Source organism: Blautia glucerasea (genome assembly GCF_020537505.1).
In the GTDB taxonomy this organism is placed as follows: Bacteria; Bacillota; Clostridia; order Lachnospirales; family Lachnospiraceae; genus Blautia_A.
On sequence record NZ_JAJBMO010000003.1, the window covers coordinates 219,135 to 233,158 of the forward strand.

A 14,024-nucleotide genomic window follows, 5' to 3' on the forward strand; every position below is an offset into this window, starting at 1 on the left:
ATATGACTGAAATAAAAATATGACATGTCAAAAAAAGGAAAAATATTATGGACGTTAATTTCGAGTATTATAAGATCTTTTATTATGTGGCAAAATACCACAACTTTACCAAGGCGGCCCAGGCGTTAAACAACAGTCAGCCTAATATTACCCGGGCCATGAACTGTCTGGAACAGCAGTTAAATACCACTTTATTTATCCGTACCAACCGCGGCGTACAGCTCACTCCGGAGGGAGAACGGCTTTATATCCATGTGCTAAGTGCAATGGAGCAGTTCCAGGCAGCAGAAGAGGAACTGGCCGACAGCTCTGGATTATCCCACGGAAGTGTAGCCATCGGTGCCAGTGAAACTGCCCTCAATATTTTTCTGCTGGATAAATTAAAAAGTTTTCACATAACTTATCCTGGAATCCGGCTGAGGCTGTACAACCATTCCACACCGGAAGCCATTGAATCAGTTAAGAGCGGAAAGATTGATTTTGCAGTAGTTTCCACTCCGGCAGAGGTGGATTTCCCATTGAAACAGATCATGCTCATGCCGTTTCAGGAGATTCTGGTTGGAGGCACTACTTTTACCGCCCTTAGCAGTCAGGAGCTTTCCCTTCGGGAGGTAAAGAACTATCCGCTGATTTCTCTTGGGCGGGAAACTATGACCTATAAATTCTACAACAGTGTATTTTTATCACATGGTCTGGATCTTTCCCCGGATACGGAAGCTGCCACTGCGGATCAAATTCTGCCTCTGGTAAAATGCGAGCTTGGGCTTGCCTTTTTGCCCCAGCCGATGGCAGCACCATCCCTTCTGAAAAAAGAGATCGTACAGATCCCATTAAAAGATGAAATTCCGGAGCGCCAGATCTGCCTGGTGTATGATAGTCAGCATCCTATGGGAGCTGCGGCAAGGGAATTAAAAAATACCATTCTATTAGGGCATGTATAAAAACAGCGTATGGAAAAAATTTTGGTAATTAGAAAAACTTGGAGAAGGTACTTTATGGATTACATAAAAGAAGCGAAAAAACTTGGTTTTTCAAATACGGCAATCATGGACACAAAAAAACTCGTATTCAAACCGGAATACCGAAAGTTTTGTGAAGAAAATCAATGTGGATGTTACAACGTGAATCCAGCATGTCCACCTGAATGCGGAACGGTAGAATCTATGAAACAAAGGGTATTTGCCTATGAAAAAGCGCTTATTCTACAGACGATACAAAGCAAGGATATGGACTATAAAATGGCGAAGCTTGCGCACAATAAACTCACCGAACAGTTGGCCTCTAAAATAATGGAATCTGGAAATACCGACCTGCTGATCATGTCCGCTGGTCCTTACAGGCACTATTCCTGCCTGTCCGCCTACTGTGTTGATGCCCAGGAAATGGCAGATGCGGTGGGAATGACCTGTTGGGGGACCGATGATAAGATACGGTATTTTTCACAAATTTTATTTCATGGAAACTTATAATGGAAAACACTTACAACGGTCTGTGATATGGCAGACATAAAAATATGATATGAAAAAGAAATTTCTCATCCTATTGCGGTATGACTATAACAATGCTATAATCCCTCCCGAAAAGAGACAGGTACAGCTCTCATTATGATCCAAACAGAAAAAGAGGCGTTTTAGTATGAAAACAGTTTTACCAAGAGAACTAGCTGTAGAAGATATTTTTTCCAGAATCCTGGCTTCCCCGGAGGCATCAGGAAGGCTTCGGAAAGTATTTTACCAATATCTGGATGATGAACATATGATTAGCGCCTATTAGGAAAACACACTGTCAAAGGGGTTCGTAGCGGGGGTTAGCCCGCTACTGTGGTATCTTCCGTAGTGTTGATTTCAATGTACTCGGCAATCTTGCGGAGCTCGTCAGCAAATTTGAATTTCACGCTGATATTGCCGTTTTCATAGACCTTGATATAGTCCACAAGTTCAACCAAGATTTCACGGTTGAGGGCTTCAATGTTCTGATACTTCATAAAGGCTACCAGTGCAGGATGCTCGTTGTCCACACCGTTTGCCAGTTCTGCGCGTTCAGCGTTCAGCCGGGTAAGCACCGCGGAAATATCAGAAGTCTGCCGTTCGTAGTCAGCCTTCATATCCCGGTATTCCTGCTGGGTGATTTCACCGTCTTTCCAGTCCTGATAAAGAGATTGCTTGTAGCGTGTTATCTTTGTCAGTTCCCGCTCTTTTGCAGCTATCAGATCGTCCAGTCTGTAAGACTGGCTTTTTTTGATTGGAGCGGAATTGATTTGCGTGACGATTTCCGAGTAGGAAACAGCCAAATGTACCTGATGCTGTACAGCGAACAAAACAGCAGCCTCCAGCCGTTCATGCTTGATTGAGTGCATGGTGCAGGCTGTCCGGGAACGGTTCTTGTAGGTTGAGCAAGAATAATATACATTGTTGTTCTTGCCAACGCATCGGGTAATGGCCCGCCCGCAATCGGCACATTTCAGAAAGCCGCTGAATAAATGTACCTCACGGCCTTTCGGGGAAGTACGGGTATCACGCTGTAAGAGAGCCTGTACCTTGTCGAAAGTTTCATAGTCGATAATGGCCTCATGCGTTCCAGCCACTTCCACCCATTCCTCGCGTGGAACAGCTTCAATCTGGTGTACCTTGTAGCTTTTCACCCGGCTTCGGCCTTGGGCTAAATCCCCGGTGTAGGTCGGATTGGTAAGAATGGAGTGGATCATGCGGACTCCCCACATAGGATCGTCATACCCTCTTGTCGAAACAGGCAAGCCCTTTTGTACCTTGTAAGCCGAGGGGCTCGGTACGCCGTGTTCGTTCAGGTACAGCGCGATAGCACGTTTTGATGACCCTTGAATAAGCATTGTGAAAATGAGTTTGACATTTTCAGCAGCATCGGGATCAACAATCAGCCTGTGCTTGTCCTTTGGGTGCTTTACATAGCCGTAAGGAGCAAATGCTCCGATATACTGGCCGTTGCGCCGTTTGTAATCAAATACCTGCCGGATCTTTTTGGAAGTCTGATAGCAGTAATTATCGTTCATCACGTTTGTAATGGGAACGATGATATTTGAAACGCTGTCGGGGTTCTTGTAGCTGTCCACATTCTCAGCAAGGCTGATAAAGCGAACACCCATTTGAACAAACAGGTTATCGATCAAACTTCCGGCATCGCTATAATTTCGTGCGAAGCGGGACAGGTCTTTTACTACCACGCAGTTAATTTTTCCGCTCATTACATCGGAAAGGAGCCGCTGGAAGTTCTCCCGGTTGGCGTCCGTTCCTGTGTGTCCATCGTCTACATATTCGGAAACACTTTCAAATTCTCCGATATGCTTCTGGTAAAAGTCATTGAGCAGATCACGCTGGTTGATGACGCTGTTGCTGTCGTCCTTTCCCTTTTTCAAGTCCTCCTTGGAGAGCCGGATGTATGCGCCCAGCCGCCAGCGGCGGACGGTATAAGAGGGAGAGAAACTCTGTTGCAATCCTCTGTTTTTTGTTCGTGCCATTGTTCCTCCTTCCCTATCACATTACATCTATATTATACCTCTGCTCGGGCGGGACAACAAGGATGCCTCCGCCTCGGGACACTTTGTCTCGAAGTAGAAACGGGCCATAACCGAAGTTACAGCCCGCTTTTTTGCCGGAGAAGAAAGTCCGTCAGCGTGTCCTGCAAGGACGGCCCGCTTTCCGCAAATTCAATTTTTACACCGATCCCGCCGATGCAAAAGCAGTATGGATTTTCTACCGCCTGCAAAAACAGAGCGATCCGCTCCTCCCGGGGGAGAGAGGTGTCAAAGATCATACCGCTCACATCCGGCAGGGACTCGGGAGCCACTGCGCCGATGTCAACGCTTTTCATTTGTTCCAGTTCCTTTGCCGTTAATCTCACGGTAAAACCTCCTTATCAAAAATAGGATACGCCTCCCGCATATCATGGGGAAACGCAAGAGGGCAGCACCCAAACGATGCTGCCCTCTTGCCTCACTCCATGTAAGTATAAAATAGAGAACGCCGCTCCCATTTTCTTGCCCTGTCCAAAGACAACCATGCTCAAAGCGGCGTTCCCTCGCAGATAAGGGGACAGCCCGGAGGGACAAGCGGCCAGCCTGTCCTATGCCGGATCGTGGCCGTGGGGCGGCCCGGCCCAGTTGCGGCGTTGGTGTTGTTCGCTCGTTCTTCCGAAGAAAAAGTCACAGCGCACCCGCCACCCGGCTCCCCGGACTATGCCCGGGGCCGCCGCTGTTTATCTGCGAAAAGAAGAATATCTTCTTTCATAAACCGAGACATTTTTTCATCATTTCCAAGTGGGGAAAATGAAAAAATCAAAAAGTTTTTTTCATACGCTCAAGGCCACGCTTGATCGACTGGCGAACAGACTCCTCATGTACGCCCTCGGCCTCGGCAATTTCCTTGATGCTCTTTCCAAGAATGATGTGGGCATCAATCCTGCGGCCCTGGATCTCCGGCAAAGAGTTGAGTGCATTCCACAGACGGATGAACAGCTCCATGCGCTCCAGAAGCTCCTGGGGCGTTGGCTCATGCAGGCAGGCGGAATATTCGATCCCGTCATCGCAGTCCAGAGAATACTGCGCCTTATGCCGGGAGAGCCGCCGCTGGTAGGCCATTTCGTGCCGGGCATCGGACACAAACACTTCGGCTACCTCGTCAGAAACCTCAATAAACTGATCCTGTGTGTACCAATAATAAAAATCCTTCAGATTGATTGTAGTCATAAATAAACCTCCGTTTCGGTGTTGGGTGGATGAGTGACCGAAACGGGGCTCGGTGGGGAGCGGCATCCCGGGGAGCCGCCCCGCACCTCGGGACAATTTGTCTCGAAGTACAAAAAAGCGCCCGCACAGCAAGACGCTATGCAGACGCATGAAATTACATTATCATAATTGTACTGATATATTGTACCTTCATAGTCAGACTGTCCCGGAGGGGGAGCTACGCTTTTTTTAGCTGGTGAAGGTCATGGGAATTGTGAGAAAGTAAGATGGACACGGCGACACCCTCCTATGGGCCGCCGTGGGGTTACTGAATATCCAAAGAGAAACGGCGGCTCTGAAAATTGAGCCGCCGTTTCAAATAGGCGTATTGATAGGCTGCTGTACGACGGCTTTTTTTCTTTTGCCGTCGTGCGGCAGTTAAATGCTTTGTTTAGTTATGGCTTGCATTACCTATGGATTGGTTTCCAGATATTCCGGCCTGTGTATGCTCGTCAAACTCCTCTTGACTGTATTTCTCGATGCCAGTTAATGTTCCGTGATGTTCGCTGTTCAAGTGGCCGTAATCACGAACGGTATAAATGTCTATTGTACCAACACCACTTCCAAGCGTTCTCATTTCGCCTCGGAATTTTCCGCTGGTGAGACTTTCACCATTAGAAGTGAGAACATCCCGGAAATAGCGGACTTCCTCACCATTGAAATACCACTGATCTTTTTCGGCATCATAGGTTACTCCAAATGCCTCATACTCTGCAACGAGCTTTGCAGTTTCGCTATCTTCAAGCGGCGTTCCTGCCATAGCAACGGATGTGCTGTTTTTCAACGCCTCAATATCCCGTGCGTCAAATTCCTGCTGGGTAAACTCTTTTAAGCCAATCAGCTTACCCGCCGGATCAACGGAGCCGTCAGCCGCTTTTGAAAAGCTCTCTAAATCCCGTACAGCATACACATCTACTGTGCCGTTTTCATTTAGAAAATCAATACCGGCGGTTTCATTGTTACCGATGGGATAATAGTCCTCAAACCATCGAACCAAATTCCCGTTGTAGGTAAGTTCATCTTTGACCGCATCATAGGTCATCCCATATTGTTCATAAGGTGCAAACATTTTTTCTTTGTCTGCGGCGGAAAGTGCCGAGCTATCCTCGCTGTTTCCAAGCGCCTCAGAGCTGCCAAGAGGTTGACTGATTTCTTCCTTGATAACGGGATTACCTTGTTCCTGGCTGTTCTGTGGTGTCGTGCTGCATCCAGCCAAACAGCCTAATAAGAGCATAGACGCAGCGCATAATGCCATTCTTCTCATAGTGTTTACCAATCCTTTCTTTGAATGTACCCCAAGTATAGCAAAGCATTTTGGGATACCTTTGGGATTAGTTTGTGATTTATGTGTAGTTAAAAAAAGCGGCAGGTTGTTCACCTGCCGTTGATTGTCCGCTAAATCGTGAAGAAGAATTTAACACCGTTTTCTGTGTTGCAAGCCTCACAATAGCTGTTATGTTGTTGTAAAATTCTTTGAACCATATAAAGCCCTAAGCCGCTACCGCCTGTTCTTCTACTGCGGGATTGCTCCATACGATAAAAAGCGTCAAACAATTTGGGAATATCATCTTCTGGTATATGTGTACCTGTGTTCTCTACGGAGAACAAAAAGCGTCCGTTGGTATTTTGCAAAATAATATCAACGCTTGCTCCATGCGGCGAATACTTTACAGCATTTGAAATCAAATTGGAGAACACCTTTTCAATCAGCAATTTGTTCCCGTTTATAAAAGCGGGAGACTGTATAGCAAGATGTATTTGCAGTTCTTTTGTTGCCACTAAATCATCAATCTCCCTCAAATAGCCATGTATCATGGGAGCGCAATCAAAATGCTCCATTTTGAAATCAACATTGGTTTCCAGCCTTGAAATCGTTAATATTTCCTGCACCATCGTTTCAAGCGTAGCCGCAACTTCCAAGGATCGGGCAAGATACTTTTCGTGGTCTTTATATGCCCCTATACCCAATAGCATCCCCTCTAATTGACCCTTGATAATGGTGATAGGGGTTTTCAGTTCATGGGAAGCAGAAGAAAAGAAATCCTGTTGTGCCCGTTCCAGCACCTTTTGATGTTCAATATCCTTTTGGAGCTGGAGATTTGCACTTTGCAACTCCTCCAAGGTAGCAGACAGTTTCCGGGACAGCGTATTCAAGCTATTCTCCAGTACACCCAGCTCGTCAGAACGGCGTTCCTCAAGTTGCCATTCCAGCTTCATATCAGACATTTCTTTAGAAATCCGACTGATTTTTAATACCGGGTTTGTAATGATACGAGAATACACCCAAGCAGTTGCCAACGATACAAGGAGAATAACGCAAAACAAAATCGGTAATATGCTTACAAATGATTGCCGCAGTTCTGCGATTTGAGAGGCTTCTCCGTAAACTGTTAAAATATATTGGCTATTATCATCTGCAAATGAGAAGTAATAGCTGTTGGATATAATCGGCGCACTTTCATAAGATGCTCCACCAAGAGCCTCCCCGGTGATCCCATCGTTAAAGCTATTTTGGTTAGACGGTGTTTCCACCAGAACACCATCAGCAGTATAAAGCTCCACCATGCTAATTGTTGTGTTTTGAAGAAACTGATCAAAAAGTCCGCCGCTATCCTGCATACGGATATGTTCTAATTCATAAATAAAGTCGCTGGTCTGTTCATCTAATGCCGCATTGAGATTGTTAGAATAGGTTTGAGGCATATACCAAGCCAAAACGCCATAGACAAGAAAGCTCACGCAGAGCAAAACTGCCACAGTCAGAATAAAGACTTTAGCAAACAGACTGCCTTTAATTCTCTTTATCAACTTTATATCCCACCCCTCTGATTGTTTGAATGAAATCTATTCCCAATTTTTTTCGTAGATTTTTGATATGGGTATCAACAACACGCTCGTCCCCATAAAAATCATATCGCCACAGCTTATCCAACAAGTTCTGCCGGGTCAATATCCGGCCCTGATGGGTCAGCAGTTCCCGCAGTATTTCAAATTCCTTTTGTGTCAGTTCAAAATTAGCTCCGTCCACTGTGGCGGTGTAGCCGTCACAGTTCAAACGCAAATTGCCATAAGTAATGATTTGATACTTTTCATCTGTTCCCCGGTTACTGCGCCGAAGTACAGCCGCAATTTTGCGGAGCAGGACAGGCATAGAAAACGGTTTTGTAATGTAGTCATCCACCTGCAAATCCAATCCTTTAATCTGATCTTCTTCTCCGCTTAATGCGGTTAGCATGATGATAGGAACATCAGATTGTTTGCGTATCAATTCACAGACACCGTAACCGTCAATTTTGGGGAGCATAATGTCCAACACAATCAAGTCATATCGTTCTCCCGCAAATAAAGATAGTGCCTCGACACCATCATTTGCAACAGCTACTTCATATCCTGCTTCTTGTAAAAAATTCTGTAAAAGTTCTTGAATATCAAAATCGTCCTCAACGACTAAAATCCTTTGCATAATAACACCTCCAAAGATAGCGTATCATAGATTTTTGTGATTAAAGTGTAGTTTTCAAATTTTCTTTCTGTTATTATACCTTGTCCGTGTAACATCGGCAACCTTGCCGACGGGCAATAAAATACTACTAAAACATAAAATTGTGTTTCGTTCTCATAGTCAAACCCGAAATGTAAAATAATATAGGGGTGATATGAGAATGTACCAAGACACCAGACGGCTTGACTTCCACGCATTAGGCCGGGAGATCAAGCGCAAGAGAGAGGCGAAAGGCTGGACACAGGAATACCTTGCACAGCTCGTAGACCGTACCCCTCGTTCCATCATGTATTTTGAGAACCGGGGCCAGCATCCAAGCCTGAACACCTTTTACCAAATCGTCACCCTGTTGGATATTTCCGTAGACCAGTTCTTTTATCCTGACAGGCAGAACGGCGAAAGCGACTGCCGCCAGCATATTGACAGGCTGCTCAATACAATGGACGAAAAGGAATTGACGGTCATGGAGGCCACAGCAGAGGGACTACAAAAAGCCAGAGAAACGGAGGTCAAGTAAAAAGGGCCTTCGTTTTTCTCGTTTTTAGGGGGCTTTTCGGGGGTGCCGCTAAATGGCAAGCAATTCGGGTGTGGCCACACTCCGAAATTTTTGCAGGGCGCAGGGCCCGCAAAAATGCTTGTTGGGGAGCTCCCCAAACCCGCTGTACTTCGGGACAAATTGTCCCAAAGTCCCGGTGCGTTGCACCGTAGTCTGCGGCCCGTCACTATCGTTCCTGGGCCTTATTTTCACGCTCGTCTGTTATGCCGAGCAGATGATCAATGTTCGCTTTTATTGCCACGGCCTCCCGCATTTGCCGCTGGGCATCCCGGTATTCTGCATAAAGCTCTTTCTTTTGTCCCGCCAGCTCACGGCGGGATTTTTTTAGTGCTTCAATCTTAGGGAGCTTTGCGCCGTTCAGTATGGTGTTCATGGTATCCTTTGCCGCCCGGTAAGTGGCAAGCTCCACTTCATGCTGGGCCAGATACTTTTTGCTGTACCGCGCAGCCTTGTACCCATCGAACACCGGGCGGGTCTTGGCATAGTCCACCGTGGCAGCCATCAGCTCCGAGGTTTTGGAAAGGGCCTCCTCCGTTGTGCGGAGCTCGTCAGACAGCTTGTGAAAGTGATCCACAGCAGCCTCGGTGCGGGCCGTCAGTGCCGCATAGTCTGTCAGATGATGCTCCTGCAAATACTGGAGCGCGGCGGCCATTTGTTTTAGGTTGTAGACCTTGGCCCATCGTTCATAGGCCGGGCCCTTGCCTTGGGCCATACGCTCTTGAATGTCGATGATGAGATTAACTCGCCGTGGCGGAACCGTGGGCTCCTCTGGTAGTTCAGGGAGTGGACGTTCCCCGGCAATTACCGCCTTGATGTCCTCCGGGTCAAATCCGGCTCCCAGTGTAGAAGCCCGGAGCCGGGTCGGTTTTTCCTGTCCGGGCGCAAGGAATGAGATGACACCGCCGCGCCCCTGTTTTACGGCAAAGCCGGACTCCTCCATGAGACGAAGAAAGTCGGCAAAGTCCGTGGGCTTTTTCTCCAAAGCGGCGAGAACAGCCAGCCGCACCCGCTGCTTGGCAGAGGGCGGCTTTTTCCCGATCCACTGGCCATAGTGAAGAAAGCGGCCCTTGCTGTGCTGGCGCGGATTTTGAATGACAGACAATTCATGTTCGATGCACACGCGGTCAGAGAGCCGCCGCAGGGCAAAGGACGAACCAATAAAATTATGAAATTTCCGGGAGCGGTCAAAGGCCGTTGCATTAAAATAAATGTGATTGTGGATATGGGCCTTGTCGGTATGCGTACAGACAAAGAATTGATGCTTTCCCTTTGTCCAGCGCATCGCAGTTTCATAACCGATACGGTTTGCTTCTTCCGCCGTAACCTCCCCGGGCAGAAACGCCTGCCGGATCTGAAAGAACAGTGCCCCGCGAGATACGGCCCGGCCTGTCTCTGCAAGGTATTGACTTTTTACCAGAAGAAACTCGGCGGGAGCCGTGTTCAGATCGCAGAGATAGGAAGATACGGCTCCCAGCTTTTCCGGGTTCAGACCATAGGTGAAACGATCCTCCATCGTTTGAATTGCACTTTTTCCCGCCGCTGTTTTATAAGGGCGGATGTAGGTGGTCGCCGTAAAAATCCCTCCTTCCGGCAAACAGTATTTTTACTTTGGGACACTTTGTCCCGAAGTAGAAAAAGCCGGGGAGCGGTATCAACCACTCCCCGGATGGGTCAGAGCTCTACCAGCGCGGAGAGCTGTTTCAAGAGATCAGACAGCGGCCCCCACAAAGCGGCATAGTCCCGCTGCAAGGCCGCGAGTTCTTCGGGATAAATCGCGCCGTAGGTGTTGGCTTGAATTGCCACTTGGTTCAGATTGTTGGAGCAGCGCCGCTGGAGCGAAACCAGCTCACGAACAGGCGAAAGGTCAACATGAAGCACATACCCACTCAGGGCCATTTTCCGCATATAGGCTCCCATATTACGGATGCCAGCCTCCGCCATACGTTCTTGAATCAGGGCCTGCTCCGCCTCCGACACCATCACATGAAGATGGATCGGACGGCGGCGCTTTTTTGTCATCGCTCCTCACGCTCCCGGCTGCGGCAGGCGCGGGGCGGCTCCTTTACCTTATCCAGCGGCTTTTCCTGTTCGTCTGCCGGAACAGGGTGCGGCAAATGAAATTCACGGTGCAGGCGCAGCACCTCCAGTACAGACAATTCCTGTTCACGTTTCTTTTCCATATACGCACCTCCTTATCTATCGCCACGGTCAGGCTGCCTCCGTTGGGGAGCCGGAGCCTCCGAGCCGCGATCTGCCTCCGCCAACTTTGCCGCATTTTTCATCTGCTCGGCAATCGGACGGGGCCTGTCGGGATTATCAGGCGCAGGACGCAGCTCATAGTCGGATGCCTGTTTTTCCGTTAGCGGGCGGGTATAGGTAAGATAGCCCCAAGCCAAGAACGAGCCATTTTCCACCGGGATGCGCTGATCGTAATTGAAAATTTCATCCGGCTTGTTATAAGGCGGCTTCGGGAATGTCCCGATGTCCACAGGCCGCTGGGTCGAATAATACTTGTAAAGGCCGGGAGCCTCGGTCTGCCTGATCCCCACGTTATAAATACGCTGATAGTCCTGCACCCGGTCTGCAAAATCCTGTTCCATCGCGGTACGGTCATTTCCATAGTGACCCCATTCGTACTGCCGCTGGCCGTCCTTGTCATCATAGCAGGCCCATGTGACATAGCGGGATGGCGCGGTGGGATGTTCGCCCAATGCAAATCCCCGCCCATTTTCCAGCATGACCGCCTTCAAAATAGCATAGCCTTGATTTTTGTCCATAGTACACCTCCCATCATCGAGACATTTCTTTGTTTTCTCTTTTCACAAACGGCTGGAGCTGATAGGGGCTTGTACCGTCCTCGGGCCGCAGAAAGTCTATCCGGGCCGCAGCACGGATGGCGTTCTGGTTAAGCTGCCGCTGCCATGCCCCTTGGCTGGGAGCCCACTTAAAGCCGTTGCTTTTCAGTTCCTGCCGCTGATCGGCATCGGGCTTTTCCTCGAAAATAAGCTGCAAACGGTTTTCAGCCTCGTTGATTTTGGCCTCGCCTCCGGGGAATGTCCAGCCAGCAAACTCGGAGCGGCTGCTCAGTTCCTCAATGCGTTGGCGCACACGGCGGATGTTGGCGTGGTTGTTGGAAAGCAGATAGGCGGGGTACGGCTTGCTTTTGTCCAAGTGCCATGACTGCGCCATATCTGCTTCGAGCTTTTCTGCCTGCTCCGGCGTAAGCTCCGGGCAGCCGTCCAGCGTTTTGTGTTTCCGAAAATACGCATTGACCGCCTTCATGGTGGCCTGCAGGGACTCCAGCCCCTCCAGCTTTTTTGTCAGTTTTTCCACAGCCAGATCATCGTCTGCGCTGATCCCACCCATTCCAACAGAGCGGATTTTATCAAGCAGCTTTGAAATCTCCGCATACTCTCCATAGTTGCGATCCCGGGCGTCGTTCTGCTTGTGCTTTTTTGCCACAGGAAAATTGCCGCCCCCAGAGATCAGAATAGAGGGCACCCGGGCATCAATCACATTGCGTTCATTCAGATTTTCAGCAAGTTTCCGGGCATAGCGATCCACCAGTGTGTCAATCTTATCATGGTACATGGGATCGACACGCGCTTTCTGGCGTTCCGCCGCTGCATACGCTTCATCGACCATTGCCCGGTAGCCCGCCGTAGCGGAGCCCGGCTGATAGTCGGAAAAGCTGTTCATATCTTTTGCCCGCTTTGCGGCTTCTTCGTTGATCGGATAATATTTCGGCATAGTATCTCCTTCCACAAAAGCCGGAACTTTGGGACAAATTGTCCCAAAGCCCCGGCAGCTAAAATGTTGACAGCATCTCACGGAAACAGGGGCGGACGTAGAAACATACGCCTCCCGCAGAAAAGGGCCTTAAAAAGCCTTGTCACAGGCGGGTTTGGGGTGTCCTAATTGTCAACACATCAGCCCCGCTTTTTTCGCATATATTCCCGCTGCTGTCTGCGGTGTGCCGCCTTTGCACAGGCCGCCGAACAATAGGTTTGCCGTCCATCAGGAGCCACGGCTCTGCCGCATACCGGGCAAGCCTTGAAATTCGGCCTTGGCCCTTCTGCCAGCAGCGCAGCCTCCAGCGCCGGATCAAGGGGCAGAACTGCCTCGCGGAAGTAGCGGCAATAAGCCCCCGTCCAGCATTTCCCAAACATATAGCACTCGCAATCCAGCGGCAGGCAGCCGCAGTCCCGGTCATAGTTGGCACACCATTTTGATACCAGCCTGCGAATTGCCGTTTTTTCTGTCCGGGTCAGTTCTCGGCCCACAGCATCACCTCCCGTTGCCCGGTGGTTTGAGCTGCTCCCGGTAGCAGAACACGCAGCCGATCCCGCGCCAGTAAGGGCAGCCGTCACAACGGGAGCCCTTCGGCGGCAGGCTGGGCAGCACACCCTTAAAGTAGCTTTTTTCTTTCATAAATCCCTCATAGGGGTTGTTGGTAAATCTCATTCATTATCCTCACTTTCGGTATCGTCCTCGTCCCAAGGCGGCCCATCGTCCTCGGGATCGTCATAATCAGCCAGTTCCTCGCTGTAATCCTCTTCGGGTACAGCAGCTTTTTCATGCTTCGGACGGTAAATTTTGAAGTACCAGCCTGCACCGCTGCCCAGAACAGCCACAGCCAAAATCAGCAGAAGCGTCCCGGTATTGCTTTTCTGCTGGGGCTCGGGTTCCGGCTCCTCCGCAGGTTCTGTTACCGGGGCGGGTTCAGGAGCCGTGCCAGCACACTCGGTCATGTTGACCGCGCAGACCTCGCAATCCGTATGGATGGCTCCGGGCGCACATTTTTCTGTGCAGGAGCAGGCCGGAAGTTCTCCGCCAGCGGCCTCCAGTGCAGCCAGCAGATCGGCTTCATCCACCATGTTCAAAAAGTAGGTGTGATACTGTTCGCCGTCCTCGTCCACAGGCTTGTCATAATCAATGACAATGTAAAAGGTGTTGCCGCCGCTGGTTTCCACCGTGATGAACTGTTTGTTGGTTGCGGCATCGTAGAGCAGATCGCGGGTCACAAGGTTTCCATCCTCCGAAAAGCCCTCGCCCGGGGTAATGGTAGGCGCTGGCTCCGGGGCCGGAGTTTCTTCCACAACAGGCGGTTCCTCATTCCCACTGTCCGAATAGGCGTAGGCTGGAATCGCAGAGCCGCATAAAAGAACGGCGGAGCAAAGCCCCGCCGCCAACATACGAAAGTGTTTCAT

The 14,024-nt window shown here is 49.4% G+C and carries 18 protein-coding genes; 4 read left to right on the top strand and 14 right to left on the bottom strand.

What is annotated here, in order from left to right; translation table 11 throughout:
• Positions 1-47 precede the first annotated feature (47 nt).
• The 3 genes from LIQ05_RS04185 to LIQ05_RS04195 all read left to right on the top strand — a co-directional run bounded on the left by LIQ05_RS04185 (position 48) and on the right by LIQ05_RS04195 (position 1,773).
• Complete coding sequence (locus tag LIQ05_RS04185; protein ID WP_148462557.1) at positions 48-941, top strand: LysR family transcriptional regulator; 894 nt, start codon at positions 48-50, stop codon at positions 939-941.
• A 54-nt stretch (positions 942-995) separates the two neighbouring features.
• Complete coding sequence (locus tag LIQ05_RS04190) at positions 996-1,469, top strand: DUF2284 domain-containing protein (RefSeq protein ID WP_173719629.1); 474 nt, start codon at positions 996-998, stop codon at positions 1,467-1,469.
• 166 nt (positions 1,470-1,635) lie between these two features.
• A complete protein-coding gene (locus tag LIQ05_RS04195; protein ID WP_226818871.1) occupies positions 1,636-1,773 on the top strand; it encodes a DUF4866 family protein in 138 nt (45 codons plus the stop codon).
• A gap of 34 nt (positions 1,774-1,807) precedes the next feature.
• Here LIQ05_RS04195 and LIQ05_RS04200 read toward each other — a convergent pair whose 3' ends face one another.
• The 6 genes from LIQ05_RS04200 to LIQ05_RS04225 all read right to left on the bottom strand — a co-directional run bounded on the left by LIQ05_RS04200 (position 1,808) and on the right by LIQ05_RS04225 (position 8,219).
• On the bottom strand, positions 1,808-3,490 hold the full coding sequence (locus tag LIQ05_RS04200) for a recombinase family protein (RefSeq protein ID WP_117465017.1): 1,683 nt from the start codon (positions 3,488-3,490) through the stop codon (positions 1,808-1,810).
• A 116-nt stretch (positions 3,491-3,606) separates the two neighbouring features.
• Positions 3,607-3,873 (bottom strand): DUF6870 family protein, encoded by a 267-nt coding sequence (locus LIQ05_RS04205; RefSeq protein WP_117465016.1) that lies wholly within the window; start codon positions 3,871-3,873, stop codon positions 3,607-3,609.
• Positions 3,874-4,306: 433 nt separating this feature from the next.
• The gene (locus tag LIQ05_RS04210; RefSeq protein ID WP_117465015.1) at positions 4,307-4,717 is read right to left on the bottom strand and encodes an RNA polymerase sigma factor; all 411 of its coding nucleotides are present in this window, start codon (positions 4,715-4,717) and stop codon (positions 4,307-4,309) included.
• A 430-nt stretch (positions 4,718-5,147) separates the two neighbouring features.
• Positions 5,148-6,020, bottom strand: a complete 873-nt coding sequence (locus tag LIQ05_RS04215) for a hypothetical protein (protein WP_226818873.1) — start codon at positions 6,018-6,020, stop codon at positions 5,148-5,150.
• Between the two features lie 131 nt (positions 6,021-6,151).
• Positions 6,152-7,564, bottom strand: coding sequence for a sensor histidine kinase (locus tag LIQ05_RS04220; RefSeq protein ID WP_173744472.1), 1,413 nt, complete (start codon positions 7,562-7,564; stop codon positions 6,152-6,154).
• Entirely contained in the window at positions 7,548-8,219 is a 672-nt protein-coding gene (locus LIQ05_RS04225) for a response regulator transcription factor (protein WP_118686821.1), read from the bottom strand. Before LIQ05_RS04225 ends, LIQ05_RS04220 begins: the two co-directional genes overlap by 17 nt.
• A 199-nt stretch (positions 8,220-8,418) precedes the next feature.
• Here LIQ05_RS04225 and LIQ05_RS04230 point away from each other — a divergent pair, with 199 nt between their 5' ends.
• On the top strand, positions 8,419-8,775 hold the full coding sequence (locus LIQ05_RS04230; protein ID WP_025579572.1) for a helix-turn-helix transcriptional regulator: 357 nt from the start codon (positions 8,419-8,421) through the stop codon (positions 8,773-8,775).
• A 205-nt stretch (positions 8,776-8,980) separates the two neighbouring features.
• On the opposite strand, the gene LIQ05_RS04235 is transcribed toward LIQ05_RS04230, so the two are convergent.
• From LIQ05_RS04235 to LIQ05_RS04270, 8 genes are all read right to left on the bottom strand, one after another.
• Positions 8,981-10,327, bottom strand: a complete 1,347-nt coding sequence (locus LIQ05_RS04235) for a relaxase/mobilization nuclease domain-containing protein (RefSeq protein WP_226818927.1) — start codon at positions 10,325-10,327, stop codon at positions 8,981-8,983.
• Between the two features lie 158 nt (positions 10,328-10,485).
• Positions 10,486-10,833, bottom strand: coding sequence for a plasmid mobilization protein (locus tag LIQ05_RS04240; protein ID WP_003020363.1), 348 nt, complete (start codon positions 10,831-10,833; stop codon positions 10,486-10,488).
• Entirely contained in the window at positions 10,830-10,994 is a 165-nt protein-coding gene (locus LIQ05_RS04245; protein ID WP_014080207.1) for a hypothetical protein, read from the bottom strand. Before LIQ05_RS04245 ends, LIQ05_RS04240 begins: the two co-directional genes overlap by 4 nt.
• A 12-nt stretch (positions 10,995-11,006) precedes the next feature.
• On the bottom strand, positions 11,007-11,591 hold the full coding sequence (locus tag LIQ05_RS04250) for a hypothetical protein (protein ID WP_015553305.1): 585 nt from the start codon (positions 11,589-11,591) through the stop codon (positions 11,007-11,009).
• 13 nt (positions 11,592-11,604) lie between these two features.
• On the bottom strand, positions 11,605-12,564 hold the full coding sequence (locus LIQ05_RS04255) for a hypothetical protein (protein WP_226818875.1): 960 nt from the start codon (positions 12,562-12,564) through the stop codon (positions 11,605-11,607).
• 179 nt (positions 12,565-12,743) lie between these two features.
• The gene (locus LIQ05_RS04260; protein WP_117536009.1) at positions 12,744-13,097 is read right to left on the bottom strand and encodes a cysteine-rich VLP domain-containing protein; all 354 of its coding nucleotides are present in this window, start codon (positions 13,095-13,097) and stop codon (positions 12,744-12,746) included.
• A 4-nt stretch (positions 13,098-13,101) separates the two neighbouring features.
• Positions 13,102-13,278, bottom strand: coding sequence for a hypothetical protein (locus tag LIQ05_RS04265; protein ID WP_226818877.1), 177 nt, complete (start codon positions 13,276-13,278; stop codon positions 13,102-13,104).
• Entirely contained in the window at positions 13,275-14,024 is a 750-nt protein-coding gene (locus LIQ05_RS04270; RefSeq protein ID WP_226818879.1) for a DUF4366 domain-containing protein, read from the bottom strand. Before LIQ05_RS04270 ends, LIQ05_RS04265 begins: the two co-directional genes overlap by 4 nt.